11 protein-coding genes are annotated in these 16,763 nt (G+C 43.4%); 6 read left to right on the top strand and 5 right to left on the bottom strand.

Features of this window, described 5'->3' with window-relative positions; genetic code table 11:
- Window positions 1–45: 45 nt before the first annotated feature.
- Window positions 46–2,136: a S9 family peptidase gene (locus AACU28_RS13985; RefSeq protein WP_183091209.1), complete on the top strand. Its 2,091-nt coding sequence runs from the start codon at window positions 46–48 to the stop codon at window positions 2,134–2,136.
- Between the two features lie 171 nt (window positions 2,137–2,307).
- Entirely contained in the window at window positions 2,308–3,114 is an 807-nt protein-coding gene (gene xthA, locus AACU28_RS13980; protein WP_121603079.1) for an exodeoxyribonuclease III, read from the top strand.
- A 123-nt stretch (window positions 3,115–3,237) separates the two neighbouring features.
- Here the strand turns inward: xthA and AACU28_RS13975 are convergent, their stop codons facing one another.
- From AACU28_RS13975 to AACU28_RS13955, 5 genes are all read right to left on the bottom strand, one after another.
- Window positions 3,238–6,102, bottom strand: coding sequence for an ImpA family metalloprotease (locus tag AACU28_RS13975; protein WP_121603078.1), 2,865 nt, complete (start codon window positions 6,100–6,102; stop codon window positions 3,238–3,240).
- A gap of 225 nt (window positions 6,103–6,327) precedes the next feature.
- Window positions 6,328–7,005: an ABC transporter permease gene (locus tag AACU28_RS13970; protein ID WP_004736535.1), complete on the bottom strand. Its 678-nt coding sequence runs from the start codon at window positions 7,003–7,005 to the stop codon at window positions 6,328–6,330.
- Window positions 7,006–7,007: 2 nt separating this feature from the next.
- Window positions 7,008–7,748 (bottom strand): ABC transporter permease, encoded by a 741-nt coding sequence (locus AACU28_RS13965; protein ID WP_004736534.1) that lies wholly within the window; start codon window positions 7,746–7,748, stop codon window positions 7,008–7,010.
- Window positions 7,749–7,826: 78 nt separating this feature from the next.
- On the bottom strand, window positions 7,827–8,597 hold the full coding sequence (locus AACU28_RS13960) for an ABC transporter substrate-binding protein (RefSeq protein WP_017107255.1): 771 nt from the start codon (window positions 8,595–8,597) through the stop codon (window positions 7,827–7,829).
- Window positions 8,598–8,766: 169 nt separating this feature from the next.
- The gene (locus AACU28_RS13955; protein WP_017107256.1) at window positions 8,767–9,537 is read right to left on the bottom strand and encodes an ABC transporter ATP-binding protein; all 771 of its coding nucleotides are present in this window, start codon (window positions 9,535–9,537) and stop codon (window positions 8,767–8,769) included.
- Window positions 9,538–10,327: 790 nt separating this feature from the next.
- Between AACU28_RS13955 and AACU28_RS13950 the strand changes: the two genes are divergently transcribed.
- From AACU28_RS13950 to pflA, 4 genes are all read left to right on the top strand, one after another.
- Window positions 10,328–11,869, top strand: coding sequence for a DUF3360 family protein (locus tag AACU28_RS13950; RefSeq protein ID WP_004736531.1), 1,542 nt, complete (start codon window positions 10,328–10,330; stop codon window positions 11,867–11,869).
- A gap of 307 nt (window positions 11,870–12,176) precedes the next feature.
- On the top strand, window positions 12,177–14,453 hold the full coding sequence (gene pflB, locus AACU28_RS13945) for a formate C-acetyltransferase (protein ID WP_004736530.1): 2,277 nt from the start codon (window positions 12,177–12,179) through the stop codon (window positions 14,451–14,453).
- Between the two features lie 200 nt (window positions 14,454–14,653).
- Window positions 14,654–15,655, top strand: a complete 1,002-nt coding sequence (locus tag AACU28_RS13940; RefSeq protein WP_054542035.1) for a lipid A deacylase LpxR family protein — start codon at window positions 14,654–14,656, stop codon at window positions 15,653–15,655.
- Between the two features lie 164 nt (window positions 15,656–15,819).
- Window positions 15,820–16,560 carry a pyruvate formate lyase 1-activating protein gene (pflA, locus tag AACU28_RS13935; RefSeq protein ID WP_054542036.1) on the top strand — a complete coding sequence of 247 codons (741 nt, stop codon included), beginning with the start codon at window positions 15,820–15,822 and terminating at the stop codon, window positions 16,558–16,560.
- Window positions 16,561–16,763: the final 203 nt, after the last annotated feature.

Genomic DNA, 16,763 nt, shown 5'->3' with positions numbered 1-16,763 from the left:
TCGGTCGCGCTTGTCGCCGGATGCAGCAATCAAGGAATAACAACCATGAACCACTACTCTCCATCGCAACTTGTCGCCCAGCAAACACAAGCTCCTGTTGCTAGGAAAGTCCCTCATGCAATGACGATTCATGGTGATACCCGAATCGACGATTACTACTGGATGCGCGATGATGAACGCCAAGACCCAGAGATCTTGAAACAACTTGAGCAAGAGAATCAGTACGCAGATACGGTGCTTAAACATACAGAAGCGGCACAAAAACAATTATTTGAAGAGATCAAAGGGCGAATCGCAAAAGACGACAATTCAGTACCGGTTCGCAAAGGCAGTTACTTCTATTCGAATGAAGTCACAGGTGACAACGAATACCCCGTTCACTTACGTGAAAAAGACTTTGCAGGCGCAGACAAGCAAATCATTTTAGACGTTAACGCACTGGCAAAAGAACATGAATTCTTCAGTGTTGGTGGCTTGACGATCAGTCCAAACGAAAACTTGTTGGCCTATGGCGAAGATACGCTGAGCCGCCGAATCTACACCATCAAGATTAAAGACCTCACGACAGGTGAATATCTGAAAGATGAAATTGAAGGTGCCTCAAGTGCAATTGCATGGCAAAACGACAACCAAGCCTTCTACTACATCAAGAAAGATCCACAAACATTGCTGGGTTACCAAGTTCTACGACATGTATTGGGCACATCTCAGACAAGCGATGAGCTAATCTACGAAGAAACTGACAGCGCTTACTACACCTCTTTGAGTAAAAGCAAAGACGGTGAACAGGTCTACATTTGGCACTCGAGCACTGAAACCAGTGGTGTTTCGATCATTGATGCCAACAACCCAAACGCGAAAGCAGAACCTTTCTACCCACGAGAGACTGGCATCGAGTACAGCATCGCTAAGCTAGATGATTGGTATTACATCGACACCAACTACCAAGCCGTCAACTTCCGTTTAATGAAAGTAAACACAGCAGACATGCATGACCGTTCAAAATGGGTCGACGTCATCCCAGCAGACGACGACACTCAACTTGTAGATTTCGAACTGTTTGATGACCATCTTGTTTACGAACAACGTGCGAATGGCTTGTCTACCGTGAAAGTTCGCCAACTATCAACAGGCAACGAGTTCCCACTTGAATTTAACGACACCGCATTTGCCGCTTACCTAACGAGTAACTATGAATTAGATAACTCAAAAGTTCGTGTCTATTACAGCAGCTTAACTACGCCAGGTACTTACTATGATTTCGATCTAAGTACAGCTGAATCTGAGCTAATGAAGCAAACACCTGTATTAGGTAATTTCGAAGCGGATAACTACCAATCAGAGCGAATCATGGTAGCGGCTCGCGATGGTCAACAAGTTCCTGTGTCTTTGGTTTATCGTAAAGATCTATTCAAGAAAGACGGTACCAACCCTATTTACCAATACGGCTACGGCTCTTACGGCCACACAATCGAACCAACCTTTGGATCGGCTCGCCTCAGCTTACTTGATCGCGGATTCGTTTATGCTATCGCACATATCCGTGGTTCAGAAATGCTTGGTCGCCCTTGGTATGAAGATGGCAAGAAACTGACCAAACAAAACACGTTCAACGACTTTATTGATGTCACTAAAGGGCTTGTTGAAGAAGGTTATGGTGCTAAAGATAAAGTATTTGCGGTAGGCGGCTCAGCGGGCGGTCTATTGATGGGCGCAATCATCAACCAAGCACCAGAACTGTACCGTGGTATTGGTGCACATGTTCCGTTTGTAGACGTGGTGACGACTATGCTTGATGAATCGATTCCTCTCACCACCAACGAGTATGACGAATGGGGCAACCCCAACGATAAAACCTACTACGATTACATGCTAGGTTACTCGCCATATGACAATGTGAAAGTTCAAAGCTACCCGAACATGTTAGTGACAACAGGCCTGCATGACTCACAAGTACAGTACTTTGAACCAATGAAGTGGGTGGCGAAACTGCGTGAAATGAAAACAGACAATAATGTGTTGTTGTTCAAAACCGATATGGAAGCTGGTCACGGCGGGGCTTCTGGTCGCTTCAAAAGATTGAAAGAAGACGCACTTGAATACGCGTTCTTTTTAGACTTACTAAAAACTCAGTAGACTCAGCGTAACTGTAGGTATTCACACAATTTAACGTCGCCATTTAGTCTTTATAAAGTGGCGACAGAAATTATTAAGCATGGTTAAATACGATTAACCATGAAATCCACCAAATCAACAAACCCTTGATAAACAAGCAAGCACAAGGGTTTACGAGAGGTATAAAAACAAATGAAAGTCATTAGCTTCAACATAAATGGCCTTAGAGCCCGTCTTCACCAACTGCAAGCTATTATCGATAAGCACCGACCCGACGTGATTGGTCTTCAAGAGATAAAAGTGCACGATGAAGCCTTCCCATTAGCCGATGTTGAAGCAATGGGTTACAAGGTTTACTTCCACGGCCAAAAAGCGCACTACGGTGTAGCAATGCTGTGTAAGCAAGAACCTATCTCTGTGCAGAAGGGGTTTCCTACTGACAATGAAGACCATCAAAAACGCATGATCATGGCGACGTTTGAAGATGAAAATGGTGAAAAGGTTACCGTACTAAATGGTTACTTCCCTCAAGGGGATAACATTAAGCATGAAACCAAATACCCGTATAAGCGTGAGTTCTACAAAGACTTAATGACGTACCTGAACGATTACCACAACAAAGATGAACAAGTGATCGTAATGGGCGACATTAATATCAGCCCTACCGATATTGATATCGGTATTGGTGAACCTAATGCGAAACGTTGGTTGAAAACAGGTAAGTGTTCTTTCCAACCAGAAGAGCGCGAATGGTTGAAAACACTGATGGATTGGGGTTTTGTGGACAGCTTCCGTTTACTACACCCTGAAGTGAACGATCAATACTCGTGGTTTGATTACCGCTCAAAAGGCTTCGTAGACAACCGTGGTCTGCGTATTGATGTGGTCCTCGCAACTCAAAAGCTTGCTGACAAATGTACTGAAGCCGGTATCGACTACGAACTGCGTGGCATCGAAAAACCGTCAGATCACGCTCCGATTTGGTCGACGTTTAAATAGTTATTTTTAGGTAACAAAACTTAGCCAGATCAAGCAGCAAACAAATAGTGCTCACAACGCTGATCAGAAGCTAATAAGGAAAGAGAGGAGATAATATCCCCTCTCTTTTTTATATCGTATGGTCTAGTTCAGCGGCCAAGCAGTCGTGCCATCAACATCCAGCGCTGCCTTGGCAAACTCGTCTAAACAATACCCTTGATTAGATGATGCAAAATATGTCAAAGGCATGTTACTTAGACTAAGAGCCGTGACTTGTTGCTTCGCTTTATCACTGAAACTGAACCCCCACATGTCTAAGTATTGCGTCATATTCCGTTCTGCAACGTAACTCAATGCGATAAGCAACCAATCATTGTTTGTAATATCTACCGCTTCTTGTCTCGTATAATCTGAAAAACCAATCGAGCCTTTTCGATCGTTCCAAAGTTCATCACCGCCTTTCAAGCGATTAAACTCTCTCTCAATCAAGTGCAAGCGCCCTAATAAATGCCAACCCGAATTCAATACACCCTGCTGCTCTGCAAGCATCATCATTTGAATGTAGATACGAGCTCCCCAACTCCAACCAGTTTGATTTTGAGCCGCCATAAAAGCATTGGGATCAGGTTGAGTCCGGCTCTGCTGTAAAAGCCGATACTGCCCTTTAAAATCTAAGCCTTGGCAAGAAGATACCTTTCCGGTGTCTTTGTAGTATTTTGATTTGCTAAAATACGAATAGTAGTTGGTTGTTGAATGACCATCCCATCCAGAAAATCTGAAACGACCTCTCTCTAATCCATGCCCTAACTCATGAAGATCACCATGCCCTAACGGGTGAAAAGACCAGTAAGCATCGTAAGGATTTCCTGAACAGCCGTAACCACAGTTCGCTTGATCGGCATTCATGTGCTTCACTATATCAATGTTCGCGATTTCCCAACCCTTTGCCTCACCGTATTGATGTACTTCAGTAATTTCATCAATCCCAGGACCTCTAAAACCTGCAAGCGCATGAGGAAAGTTATGTACATAACGCTCAGTGGCGAGTGCCATATCATGCGGCTGCGCCCAATCTGAGGCACCGATAGACTCTTTCATCTTGTCTAGTTTAGAATGGACTTCGAACCCAGGTGTAACCAACTCGGCCCAATCAAACTTTCCTTCTTCAAGCTGGGCGACAAAACTGTCGTTGTCGGCTTCACTTCGCCAAACAGGGTGTTGAGCAACATTCTCAAAACGCAGTTCAACATCAATATCATTGGTATCAAAATGAACCTGTAATGTTCCGCCATAGGCAGAAGTCAGATAAATCGTCTCTCCTGTTTTCACGGGATAGGTTACTGAGGTCAAAAACTTCGGCCTAGCATAGCCGTCATCGCCCGAAAATTCGTGAGTCGCGCCACTACGTAGGGTATTAAATGCTATCGATGTCGCCACCTCATTACCGTCCAAACGAGTCACTTTGATTGTCTTACCCGGCAAAGCATAAACACCAGCCGCACGAAAGTTTCTCTTAGACTCTAAGGAAATAAGCTTGGTGACCAACGGTACATTATCAAAACTCTTAGAGCTGAAATTACCTAAGCTTGGTTGCGCTGCATTATACAAACGGCTGTTGTATGTGGCGTAATCACTATAGTAAGAATGGAGAAACTCGATTCTCTCAGTTACGCCTTTACCCATCGGGTATTGAACATCTTGGCGATAACGATCAGCGAGTAACAGCAACAACTTTTCATATTCGTAATCATCGGTTGCAAACAGATCAATTTTTTTGCTATCAAGAGTCGTTAGGTGTGAACGAATACTGTTCGCAGCGGCATAGAACTCTTCATTCATGTTGGAATCGTCAGGACAAGATTTGTCATCACACGAATTCAGATCGATGGTGAAGCTGTTGTCTTTCAGTCGCTGTAAAAGCGCTTGTTGTTGAACAATATTATCCGGCATTCGATCTATCAGCTGTGTAGAATCCCAGTTCGATAAACCGAGCTTACGCCAATAGTTGTCGCCAACGTAAGTCATGTGCATTTCTGAAAATAGTGCGTTACCTAAATCCGTCATGCCGCCATCAAGGTGTAGATATAACACTGGTATATTTTTATTGAACGCCAAGCGTAAACCCGTAATCACATCTTCAATGTCATCACCATCATTCAGCTTTTGAGACAAAACCAGTAAATCAGGGTTATTGTTTTCAATGCATTGACTCAACTTACCGCCATCACAAGTATTGTCGGCATTAATAACCATTGAAGGATTGATATTGCTAGTCAACCAGTTGCGTGTAGCTTGGTCGTCAGGAAAATAATGAGATTGATCGAGCTGAGCTAATACGACATTTTGTGGTGAATCATTATCAGCAGCCCACTTAACCAAGTTTTCTAGCCAAATATCCATCTCTTCGTTGACAGAATCTGGAAAGCGTTGCTTAGTTCGAAACGGGTTACTTGCCAATGCTGCATAGCGACTGTTATCTGACGTATAACCCGCGATACCAATGACAAGCTCTTGGTCGGAATACCCATCTTGCATCGCTTTATTGGTTTGCAAGATGACATCGTTAAAACCATAAGTTGGTAAGATAATTGCCGTATCGTGTGTTGGATCCCAATGAAGATTGCGTAAAGGCTCACCATCAGAGTTTTGTGATAGAGCTTGCTTAATGTGGTTGTAGTTCGAGTTGTATTCAGTAACTAACGCTTGGCTTGCATCAATGAATTCATTGGAGTCTGCTACATAAGAAGCGTCACCTGTGGACAACGCCTTTTGAACAGCAGTTTGTGGAGCCGGAGTGATACCAGGCTCGCCACTTCCGCCGCCTTCATTACCTTCCCCTCCAGAACCTCCAGAACCTCCAGAACCTCCAGAACCTCCAGAACCTCCAGAACCTCCAGAACCTCCAGAACCAGTTTGGGCACTTTCACCGCCACTACCACCTCCACATCCTAAAAGTGATAACGCGATAACACAAACAACCAAATTCGACAGTAAGTAACTCTTTTTCATCATTATTCCATACAACAACAAAATTTCGATGAGTCTATCTATCGCCAAACCTAAAGCAATCAATCTCATGAATGCGTGAGTTTAATTTGAAGCAAGGTAACTATTTCGTTGGGATGTAGCTTCTCGAAAGTTCGTGGAATTCAAAAGCACACGACTTATTTAATGCTATTAAAAACGGCGCTATAGAAGCGCCGTTTTTTTAACTATGATTTGTACAAAGTGCAATTAGCTAAGTGGTCTTAAGTAAGCTAAGAAACGTTTCTCTGCGAATTTGAAAATCGCAATGATGATAAACGTTAACCCCATATAGAACAGGCCTGCCGTTAGGAACGATTCAAATGGCGCGTAGTAACGTGAGTTGACCAAACGGGCAGCTCCCGTTAGATCCATAATGGTTACGATACCTGCTACCGCTGAGCCATGAAGCATAAAGATAACCTCATTACTGTAAGCCGGTAATGCTCGACGTAAAGCACTTGGAAGAATGATGCGGCGGTATGTCTTGGGTGTGCTCATACCATAAGCTTTTGCTGCTTCAACCTCACCTTTAGGCAAGCCGTTGATAGCGCCACGAATGATTTCTGCTGTGTATGCCGATGTGTTAAGAATGAATGCCACCAAAGCACAAAACCATGCATTCTCCCATAGTGTATCTTTTACCGGGAAGAACTGATCCATTCCGTAGTAAATCAGGTACAACTGCACCAATAATGGCGTACCACGGAAGAAATAGATGAACGACCAAGCAGGGGCGTTAATCAGCATATTTGGGCTGTTACGAGCGATAGCTAATGGTATTGCTACACATAAGCCAATGATCAAAGCGACGCAAACCATCCAAGCCGTTGTCCATAAACCACTAAGGTAAATCGGCAGGCTTTCAATTATCAATGAAAAGTCCATAACTACCTCGCGTGGATACTGAATTTACGTTCAACCAACTTAAGCAAGCCCGTCGAAACACTGGTGAAGAATAGGAAAATAAGTGCCACTGTCATATAAAAGGTAAATGGCATTTTGGTTGAGCCTGCAGCCAACGCGCTAACACGTACCATGTCTTCTAGGCCGATAATCGAAACCAACGCGGTGGTCTTAAGTAAAACCAACCAGTTGTTACCAAAACCCGGCAGTGCGTGACGAATCATTTGAGGTAATAGAATACGGCGGAACGCTAATACAGGGCCCATACCGTAGGCCTTTGCCGCTTCCATCTCTCCGCTATCAACAGCCATGATGGCACCACGGAAGGTTTCAGCCATGTAGGCACCGAAGATAAAGCCAATCGTTAAGACACCGGCAATAAATGGGCTGACATCAATATAATCCGGTAAGTAAGCGGTCCACTCGTGGTTAGGGTCACTCGACGTGAACCACTCATTGAGCCACTCATTGATGGAGTACAAACTGTTGTTTAAAAGGATTTGTCCACCAAAGAAAATCAACATCATCAATACGAGGTCAGGAATGCCTCGAATAACGGTTGTGTAGAGGGTTGCGATAGCACGAGCCCAGCGATAAGGCGCGAGTTTAGCTAAGGCACCTAGCATACCAAGAACCATAGCTAAAATTAGCGACAGCAAGGCAACTTCGATCGTAAGCACCGCCCCTTTCAGGATCGAAGCTTCATATCCTTGTAAATCAAACATAATGAATTCCAACAGAACTGCGAAAAAGTTGGTAGACAGGGAGAGGATAACCTCTCCCTTAAGAAGTGACGCTAGAGATTACTGGCCGTATACGTCGTAGTTGAAGTATTTAGCCGCGATATCTTGGTAGATGCCTTTTTCACGTAGTGAAAGGATTGCAGCATCTAACTGTTTAGTCAGATCTTTGTCTTGCTTACGTAGAGCAATACCAAAACCATCGCCGAACCATTTAGGATCGGTTAGAGATGGACCAACAAACTCGTAGTCTTCGCCACCCGCTTTGTTGAGTACGCCTTCTTCTAGAGCCGATGCATCACCCAGAACAGCAGCAACACGGCCGTTAGCTAGGTCAAGGTAAGCTTCATCAAATGAACCGTAACGAACGATTTCTACTGTGTCGCCGTAGTTGTCTGTTAGGTACTTATCGTGAGTTGTTGCACGTTGAACGGCAATTTTTTGACCACTTAGATCATCAAAGTTAAGGCCTGCACCTTTTTTAGCGATGAACTTGTTTGGGATAAGTGCGTACTTACCAGTAAAGTCGATTTTTTTCTTACGCTCTTCTGTAATCGACATTGCCGCGATGATCGCATCATATTTACGAGCAAGTAGAGAAGGAATAATGCCATCCCAATCTTGCGCTACGATCTTACACTTCACCTGCATTTCAGTACAAAGTGCGTTCGCCATATCGACGTCAAAGCCTTTTAGTGAACCATCAGCTTCAGTCCAGCTAAATGGAGGGTAAGCACCTTCAATACCGAAGCGTACTGTTTTCCATTCTTTTGCTTGAGCTACGCCCGTTGCAGCAGTTGCAGCAAGTGCCGCTACTAATAACCACTTTTTCATATCCCTACTCCTGTGATTTAGGTTTTTATGTTTTGCTAATTTTAATATTGTGTTTGTTGTTACTTATTAAATTACTTGTTGTGTTTTATTGCTTATACCGCTGTCATTGACCTTAACAACAATATTTCAATTTTTATTTACTTCAATCGACTGCGTACATAGCTGCTTATTAGTAGATAGAAGAGATAAACTGTTGTAGACGCTCTGATTCAGGTGCCGTAAACAGTTTAGCTGGATCGCCCTGTTCTTCCACCAGACCTTGATGTAAGAACATCACGTGGTTGGATACATCACGAGCAAAAGCCATTTCATGTGTTACCACAAGCATGGTTCTTCCTTCTTCGGCTAAGTCACGCATTACACCAAGAACTTCCCCTACTAACTCAGGGTCAAGTGCAGATGTCGGTTCATCAAATAGCATTACTTCAGGATCAACCGCTAACGCTCTTGCAATCGCAGCACGCTGTTGTTGACCGCCAGATAAATGACCCGGGTAGTAATCTTTACGTTCATATAGTCCTACTTTCTTCAGTAGCAGCTCAGCATTTTCAATTGCTTGTGCTTTAGGTACGCCTAAGACATGAACGGGTGCTTCGATAACATTTTCGAGAACGGTCAGGTGAGACCAAAGGTTGAAGCCTTGAAAAACCATAGCCAAACGAGAACGGATTCGTTGAACTTGTTTTTCATTTGCAGGAACGGAAACGCCTTGGCGGTTATTTTTCATTTGAATTAATTCGCCATTAACCCAAATCTCGCCAGCAGTAGGTGTTTCTAAGAGGTTGATACATCTAAGGAAAGTACTTTTACCCGATCCTGAAGATCCGATAATCGAGACTACATCGCCTTTATGCGCAGAAAGTGAAATTCCCTTTAAAACTTCATTTTGACCAAACGTTTTGTGTAGATCCTTTATGTCCAGCGCTGGTACATCTTTCATGCGCTTTCTCTCCCAAGTTTGTGAAAATGCAAGGTACTCCGACCTTTTCATGCGATACAAACTAGCACCACACGGAATAACATGCAACAAATTATTAACCTAATAATTTGGAATAAATAGCGATTCACTCTGACTTATTATGCAAAAGGTAGCGTTTTCACCTCAATTTAATGAATGAGTTCTATCAATAAGTCGTAATTACCACTCTTACATTGTTTAAATAAAGTTAATCAAAATGAGATTCTCGTAGCCTGATAGCTCACAAGAAAAACACGTTTTGTGAACTTAGAAACATCGCTGTCGAAAACATACAACCAATGCATTCAGCACATCCCCTCCATCAATCACCGTTCTGTTTGAAGTCATTACACGGTAAGTATTTCAAAAGGAATGGATGACAATCGAATAATAGTGAAATAACTCAGTTGGCGTTGAGCATTCAGCTAATGCCATAACGGGAGAGGCTCAAAGAAGATTGGAAAACGTCAGTTTGTGAAAACAAATTACACTTTTTATCAACGGTACGTTAATGAATCGCTGCGTTTTGTAGCTTTCTTTCACATACACTCATAAAGTGATCAAGATCAATCACCCTAAAGGGTAAGCTTGTTAGACTCCTCAATACAAAATAAGGCATTAAAAATGCCAAACATTTCTTTTAACTTAGCTGCATAAAGCACATCAAAACCGTGCAACATAATGTTAATAAGTTATAACTAAGAAATAACGCAATTACGCGAACTTATTTAATTCAATTTTAGAATTACTAACATAAAAATATGAGGAATCTATGTCAGACGTTGTGAATAATGCGAACTCTGAAGTAGAAGAGAAAAGCTATAAAGAGCTACACCGCCCTTCTTCGGAATTTGAGAGCCGCTCAGATTATCTAGATCACGAACTTCAAATCATGAAGCCTCGCCGCTTCGGTTTAAACCTTCCAGGCCGTGATTTCCGTTTTGAACTTGAAGATCTTGTTCCTGCACTTGCTGGTACCATCGGTATCATCGCGATGTACTCAGCAGTTATGATGTCTTGGGCTGATGGCCTAACTCAAGCTTGGGATCACGTAAACCTAGGTAAAGACTTCGCAATTGAAGTTGCTCGTGTAGAAATGCTGATTCCTGCACTGCTGTTCTGTATTCTTGCTTCTGGTTTCTTCAACCCTAAAGCAAACCTTGCCGGTAACCACGGCCCAATGATTCCTCTTATTGGTACCATCGCTCTCGCTGGTGCTCACCCTCTTGCATTGGCAATCCTTATCGGTGTCTTCGGTCTAATCCTAAGTTTCCTAAAAGGCGGTTCCAAGCTGGTTAACCTGACTTCCGAAGGTACCGCTGGCGGCTTGCTCATTTTCTTAGGCCTAACAGGCACCATGAGCCAAATTAACTCGATTCAAGAATGGGCGGTTGGTCTTCAATCTTCTACTGTCGAAGCGGGTAGCATGGGTTACGTTGGTTTGATCGTTCTTGCTATTACGATTGCTATCTACGCTTTCTTAGCAAAAGTGAACAAGCGTTGGTTGGCTATCCCAGTTTGTGCATTCACAGGCCTTGCTATTGCATTAGCACTAGGTGCTGGTTTCGATATCGTATTCGAAACTGAAATGGGCATTCCAAACCTAAACCCAGTTTACTGGTGGGGTTCTACTTCTGAAGGTTGGATGCTTGGCTTGCCAAACGTTGAACACTTCATTGCTTCTTTACCATTCGCAATTCTTGCCGTAGCAATGTGGTCGCCAGATTTCCTAGGTCACCGTATCTTCCAAGAACTGAACTACCCTAAACGTTCTGAAAAAGTTCTGATGGATGTTGATGACACAATGACTATGTGTTCAGTTCGTCAAATGGTGGGTACTGCAGTTGGTGGTGGTAACATCACATCTTCTTGGGGTACTTACATGATCCCAGCAGCAATCGCGAAACGTCCAATTCCTGGCGGCGCAATCTTGCTTGGTTCTCTGTGTATTATTGTTGCGATTCTTGGTTTCCCAATGGACGTAGCTGTATGGCCACCAGTGATGCGTGTTGCGCTGCTTGTAGGTGTATCTCTGCCTCTACTTGAAGCGGGTATGCAAATGGTTAAGGATTCAAAAGATTCTCAAGCAGCTGGTATCTGTATCTTCGGTTCAGCGGTTGTTAACCCAGTATTAGCATGGGCACTGACTATGCTTCTAGATAATAACGGTCTAATTGGTGATAAAGAGCGTGCGAAGCGTCTATCATTTGTAGACAAGATTGTTATCCCAGTTGGCGTTTTAGTTATCTGTTTAGTAGCAATGCTTGCAGTTGGTATGCTAGAAAGTCAATATGGCCTAAAAGCTTGGCTATAATGGTTCTAACTACACAAAAGTAGTATTGGGATTAAAAAAAAGTTTGGGTGGCAACCCCTGCCACCCATTTTTTTTCAACTTTTTTTGGCATTTATTGATTTAGTTTAAGGTTTACAGAAATTTTTTAGCGTAGTCTTGAATACATAGAGTAAAGACAACATATAAAAGGTAGTGACAATATATATAACCATATGATGCGAATATGCTCATATATATTGTTATTAATAAGAGTGTACTACCCTTACGAGGGGCGCTGGCTCAACAGTGTTAATGTACGTATTTTTTCTACTAAAAAGGTAGGTATGTCATGGCAGAGCAATTTGCTAAAGCTTGGGAAGATTTTGCTGCAGGTGAGTGGCAAAGCGAAGTAAACGTTCGTGATTTCATTCAAAAGAACTACACGCCGTATGAAGGCGACGAGTCTTTCCTAGTTTCTGAGGGTACTGAAGCAACTAACAAGCTTTGGTCTTCGGTAATGGAAGGTATCAAACAGGAAAACGCAACTAAAGCACCTGTAGATTTCGATACTTCTGTTATCTCTACCATTACTGCTCACGATGCAGGTTACATTGAGAAAGATCTTGAGACTATCGTTGGTCTACAAACTGAGAAGCCACTAAAACGTGCAATCATCCCTAACGGTGGTGTACGTATGGTTGAAGGTTCTTGTAAAGCATACGGTGAAACTCTTGACCCAATGGTTTCAAAAATCTACTCAGAATACCGCAAAACACACAATGCTGGCGTTTTCGATATCTACACTCCTGATATCCTAAAATGTCGTAAGTCTGGTGTTCTGACTGGTCTTCCTGATGCTTACGGCCGTGGTCGTATCATTGGTGACTACCGTCGTGTTGCACTATACGGTATCAACTTCCTAATGAAAGACAAAGCGGCTCAATTCGCATCTCTACAAGAGCGTTTCGAGAACGGCGAAGATCTTTCTGCAACAATGCAATTGCGTGAAGAGATCTCTGAGCAACATCGTGCTCTAGGTCAAATCAAGCAAATGGCTGAGAAATACGGTTTCGATATCTCTGAGCCAGCTCAAACTGCTCAAGAAGCTATCCAGTGGACTTACTTCGGCTACCTAGCTGCTGTTAAATCTCAAAACGGTGCTGCAATGTCTCTAGGTCGTACTTCGACTTTCCTAGACATCTACATCGAGCGTGATATCGCTGCTGGCAAAATCACAGAAGACCAAGCACAAGAGATGATCGACCACTTCGTAATGAAGCTGCGTATGGTTCGTTTCCTACGTACTCCTGAGTACGATGAGCTATTCTCTGGCGACCCAATCTGGGCTACAGAGTCTATGGGTGGTATGGGTGTCGATGGTCGTACGCTAGTAACGCGTTCGAACTTCCGTTTCCTTAACTCTCTATACACTATGGGTCCTTCTCCAGAGCCAAACATCACGGTTCTTTGGTCTGAGCAACTGCCTGACGGCTTCAAGCGTTTCTGTGCGAAGGTATCTATCGATACTTCTTCTATCCAGTACGAAAATGATGACCTAATGCGTCCTGATCTTGGTTCTGATGATTACGCAATCGCTTGTTGTGTATCACCAATGATCGTTGGTAAGCAAATGCAGTTCTTCGGCGCTCGTGCTAACCTTGCAAAAACTATGCTTTACGCAATCAACGGCGGCGTTGATGAGAAGCTTAAGATGCAAGTTGGTCCAGTTGGCGACAAGATCACTGACGAAGTACTTAACTACGATGACGTAATGGGTCGCCTAGACACATTCATGGATTGGTTAGCTAAGCAATACGTGACAGCTCTAAACAGCATTCACTTCATGCACGACAAGTACAGCTACGAAGCGTCTCTAATGGCTCTTCATGACCGTGACGTTCGTCGTACTATGGCTTGTGGTATTGCAGGTCTGTCTGTTGCTGCTGACTCACTGTCTGCAATCAAATTCGCGACTGTTAAACCAATCCGCGACGAAGATGGCATCGCAACTGACTTCGAAATCGAAGGCGATTACCCTAAATACGGTAACAACGACTCTCGTGTAGATGACATTGCTTGTGAACTAGTTTCTACGTTCATGAACAAGATCCGTAAGCTTAAGACTTATCGTGATTCAATCCCTACGCAGTCAGTTCTTACTATCACGTCTAACGTGGTATACGGTAAGAAGACAGGTAACACTCCAGACGGTCGTCGTGCTGGCGCTCCTTTCGCTCCTGGTGCTAACCCAATGCACGGTCGTGATGAGAAAGGCGCTGTAGCTTCACTAACGTCTGTAGGTAAACTACCGTTTGCTGATGCTCAAGATGGTATCTCTTACACTTTCTCTATCGTGCCAAACGCGCTAGGTAAAGAACAAGACAGCCAACGTGCTAACCTTGCAGGCCTAATGGATGGTTACTTCCACCACGAAGCTGGCATTGAAGGTGGTCAACACCTTAACGTTAACGTTCTTAACCGCGAAACTCTTGAAGACGCAGTTAAGCACCCTGAGAAATACCCTCAGCTAACGATTCGTGTTTCTGGTTACGCTGTACGCTTCAACTCTCTAACTACAGAGCAGCAAGCTGACGTAATCGCACGTACATTTACTGAGTCTCTATAAGCTCACGCTAAATAGACGGTAAATATTATTAGCCTCGCCAATGTGCGGGGCTTTTTTATATCTGCTGTAAATCGCACTGAACTCACCTACCTCCCAAAATGTTAGGTTGAGCAAGAAAGCACCCAATCATTCACTTTTTTTCCACAAATTCACTTAAATTACGGTAATATCTCTGTTCATAATTTAAGAGTAACTGCTCCATGAAATACCTGCGTTGTTTACCCCTGATTCTCCTCTCTTTTTCATCTTTGGCATCTGATCGTTCTACGCTGACTTTTGCTTTAGATAACGATGGTATTTTTGGTGTTGACCAAGACTATACCAACGGCTTATTTCTGGGTTACACATCATCAAGTATTACGCCATATAATTGGGTAAAACCATTGAGTCTTTCCTACTGGGGGGCAAGCTCTCTAGACAAGTGGGAAATCACCATTGGCCACAAGATGTATACACCTTCTGACATTGAGTTAGAAACACCATCGCCTAATGATCGCCCATACGCAGGTTACCTTCACACCGAATTCAACTACATCAGCTTGAACCCACAGCAAGCCCAGCGTTTTAATATCACGTTTGGTACTACGGGCGAACGTGCACTGTCTGAAGATGCTCAAAAGCTGGTCCACTCGATCACAAAATCAGATGAACCGATGGGTTGGGAATACCAAGTTGATGATGAGTGGGCGGGAAGCGTTGGTTACCTAAGCCATTTCAACTTAATGCGTAATCAAGCACTAGCAAATACAGACTTCGAGATCTCTAACGTTTCAGAGATCAATGTGGGTAACTTTAGAAGTGATATCTCGACTGGTTTTATGTTTCGTTGGGGTACGGACTTAGGCGGTAACTTTGGTGCAGCTAACATCACCACAGAAAACCCATTCAAACCGGGCATGATCGGCGCATCAAACACAGGTTGGTTTACCTATGCAGGCCTTGAGGGTCGTTACCGATTCAACGATCTGACTATCGAAGGCGATCGTTCTGGTGTTGATGAATACGCTAACAAAAACAATGAAGATCCCGCTATCTACGATGTAACTTTAGAAAACATTCAAGCTACTGCTGTACTTGGTGTGGCATGGTATAACCAATACGTTGGTGCCTCTTTCGCACTAACAGCAAAAACACCGGATTACGAAGAAGCAAAAGAGTCAGTGTACACCACTGGCGGTATCACCATGTTTGCATTCTTCTAGCCACCAGTAAGGGCTTTCGTCCTTTACTTTTCAAGTTTAATAAAGGCAATCATCTTCACAGGTGATTGCCTTTATTTTTAAAGGTCTCGTTACCATTTGACCCTATTTTATGTACCGTTTTTGTAATAAAATAAACGGTATAAATTCCTCTACGAGAATAGCTCATGTCTACAACTGGTCGCATTCACTCATTCGAATCTTGTGGTACTGTCGATGGCCCTGGTATCCGCTTCATTGTGTTTCTTCAAGGCTGCTTAATGCGTTGTATGTACTGCCATAACCGCGATACATGGGATCTTCATGACGGAAAGGAAGTAACGGTCGAAGAGATCATCAACGAGGCAAAATCATACCGTCATTTCATGAAAGCATCGGGCGGTGGTATCACCTGTTCTGGTGGTGAAGCGATGCTACAACCTGAGTTTGTTCGTGACTTTTTCCAAGCGGCGCAAGCTGAAGGCATTCACACTTGTCTTGATACTAATGGCTACATTCGTAAGCACACTGAAGTGGTCGATGAAGTACTAGAAGCCTCTGATCTAGTGATGCTGGATCTTAAACATATGCGAGATGAGATACACCACGATTTCATTGGCGTATCAAACAGACGTACTCTGGATTTTGCACGCTACCTGCACAAAATCGGTAAGAAGACGTGGATTCGTTACGTGATAGTTCCTGGCTACACGGATACGCCTGAAGATGCTCATCTTCTTGGTGAATTCATTAAAGACATGGATAACATCGAGAAAATAGAACTGCTTCCATACCACAAGCTTGGTGCTCATAAATGGGAAGCGCTTGGTTATGACTACCCTCTTGAAGGTACAAACCCGCCAAGCAAAGAGAAAATGGACGAGATTGTTGCGGTTCTAAACCAGTACCATTCAAACGTAAAGTACTAGTACTGGCTAAAGTACCAATACTGACGACGTTAAACCCCCTTTTTAAACGCCTCAATTTCGATTGGGGCGTTTTGTTTTATGGTTATACCAATCGTAGTAAATAACTGGTCATCCTAGCTGGTTAAAACGCTCAATAACTGCGTTAGAAATTTTGATTGTAGAATAACCACTTATCGAAACTCTTTGTCGAATAGAGCTGCCTT

It is taken from the genome of Vibrio sp. SBT000027 (assembly GCF_963894355.1).
Lineage (GTDB): Bacteria > Pseudomonadota > Gammaproteobacteria > Enterobacterales > Vibrionaceae > Vibrio > Vibrio splendidus.
The sequence above is the reverse complement of the archived record's forward strand: the minus strand, read 5'-3'. Positions and strand labels throughout refer to the sequence as shown.

What these genes read in the sequence shown, in the direction of transcription:
- AACU28_RS13975 (WP_121603078.1), bottom strand. Translation starts at nt 6,102, where the DNA reads ATGAAAAAGAGTTACTTACTGTCGAATTTGGTTGTTTGTGTTATCGCG.
- AACU28_RS13955 (WP_017107256.1), bottom strand. Translation starts at nt 9,537, where the DNA reads ATGAAAGATGTACCAGCGCTGGACATAAAGGATCTACACAAAACGTTT.
- AACU28_RS13960 (WP_017107255.1), bottom strand. Translation starts at nt 8,597, where the DNA reads ATGAAAAAGTGGTTATTAGTAGCGGCACTTGCTGCAACTGCTGCAACG.
- AACU28_RS13965 (WP_004736534.1), bottom strand. Translation starts at nt 7,748, where the DNA reads ATGTTTGATTTACAAGGATATGAAGCTTCGATCCTGAAAGGGGCGGTG.
- pflA (WP_054542036.1), top strand. Translation starts at nt 15,820, where the DNA reads ATGTCTACAACTGGTCGCATTCACTCATTCGAATCTTGTGGTACTGTC.
- AACU28_RS13950 (WP_004736531.1), top strand. Translation starts at nt 10,328, where the DNA reads ATGTCAGACGTTGTGAATAATGCGAACTCTGAAGTAGAAGAGAAAAGC.
- xthA (WP_121603079.1), top strand. Translation starts at nt 2,308, where the DNA reads ATGAAAGTCATTAGCTTCAACATAAATGGCCTTAGAGCCCGTCTTCAC.
- AACU28_RS13970 (WP_004736535.1), bottom strand. Translation starts at nt 7,005, where the DNA reads ATGGACTTTTCATTGATAATTGAAAGCCTGCCGATTTACCTTAGTGGT.
- pflB (WP_004736530.1), top strand. Translation starts at nt 12,177, where the DNA reads ATGGCAGAGCAATTTGCTAAAGCTTGGGAAGATTTTGCTGCAGGTGAG.
- AACU28_RS13940 (WP_054542035.1), top strand. Translation starts at nt 14,654, where the DNA reads ATGAAATACCTGCGTTGTTTACCCCTGATTCTCCTCTCTTTTTCATCT.
- AACU28_RS13985 (WP_183091209.1), top strand. Translation starts at nt 46, where the DNA reads ATGAACCACTACTCTCCATCGCAACTTGTCGCCCAGCAAACACAAGCT.